Origin of the sequence: Roseovarius sp. A46, assembly GCF_004126395.1 — a bacterium.
Taxonomy (GTDB): Bacteria; Pseudomonadota; Alphaproteobacteria; order Rhodobacterales; family Rhodobacteraceae; genus Roseovarius; species Roseovarius nitratireducens.
Window position 1 is genome coordinate 1 of the sequence record NZ_PVWS01000005.1, and the last position, 1,154, is coordinate 1,154.

Below are 1,154 nucleotides of genomic sequence, written 5' to 3' on the forward strand. Positions count from 1 at the left end.
TCGCTTCAATCGCGATATGGCTGGGCTGGCGGCTGATCAACAACCCGCCGGATAATCGCGGTATGCTCCGCCACCATCACCCCCTGTTTGGTCATGGCAGCCTCATCGCGCATACTCTACACAAGCATGGGGGACACCGATGATCCCGACCGGCCACGCCCGCCGGGCATTCAGGCTCACCCGTTTCAGGAATTGGACCCGTTCCCGACGGGCCCGTTAGGAGAAAAGGCCAATGGAAACAATCACTGTACACCATATCATCCAGGCCGTTGGCTGGCTCGCTGCGGTTTTGAAACTGGCCACCTTCGCAACCAATTCGATGATCGTGCTGCGGATCCTGGCGATGGCGTCGTCCATCTGCTTCATCATCTACAGCGGCATGTTTCAGGTCTGGCCGCTCCTTGCGGTCGAGCTCGTCCTGCTCCCCATCAACGCTTATCGCCTCTACGAAGTCATCGCCCTGCGCAGGCTGGTGACGCATATGACGGACGAGTCGGATCCCGATTTCTCCGCCGCAATGGCCTACGGCAAGAAGCGTGTAATCCAGGCGGGCGATGTCATTTTCACGAAGGGCGATCCGGTCGACTGCATGTATTACCTGGCCGAGGGCTGCGTCGAAGTCGAGGGCCAGAATGTAACCGTGCCGGCGGGAAAGATTTTCGGCGAGATGGCATTCTTCAATGCCAGTGCCGAGCGATCCGCGACGGTTCGGTGCCTCGAGGATACGGTTGTCTACGAACTCGACGAGAAACGCTTCACGCGCCTGCAATATGAAGACCCGAAATTCGCCATGGCGGTGATGCGCACGGTCACCAAGCGGCTCGTCGCCAACGCCGCGCAAACGCAGTAGCCCCGGCTCGGCTGGCCGCGGGCGGCCGTCCCCCGCCAACCGTTTGCGATTTGTCTCCGTGTCGAACGCGAGATCATCCCGATAATGCTTTACGTCTATAACGCTGGGCAGGGAGTTTCTTACGAGGTTTGTATTTAGCCATCAAATGACGGGTTTTTCAAAGTGCGCAACCCTTCGCTAGGTGTTCAATCCCACGGTTTGATGGTGTGATCCTTTCGCAGGAATGGAAGGAAGCACTATGGGACAAGTTCGTCACGGCAGCGCCACGACCACGCACGCCGTCAGAGCTGCAATACAGCGATCG

1 protein-coding gene is annotated in these 1,154 nt (G+C 58.5%); it reads left to right on the plus strand.

Going from position 1 to position 1,154, the window contains the following annotated elements; translation table 11 throughout:
- The first annotated feature begins 232 nt into the window (after nucleotides 1-232).
- A complete protein-coding gene (locus tag C6W92_RS04030; protein WP_129431772.1) occupies nucleotides 233-850 on the plus strand; it encodes a cyclic nucleotide-binding domain-containing protein in 618 nt (205 codons plus the stop codon).
- Nucleotides 851-1,154: the final 304 nt, after the last annotated feature.

Bases quoted from the DNA above. Each gene is read 5' to 3' on its own strand.
- C6W92_RS04030 (WP_129431772.1), top strand. From the start codon at position 233: ATGGAAACAATCACTGTACACCATATCATCCAGGCCGTTGGCTGGCTC.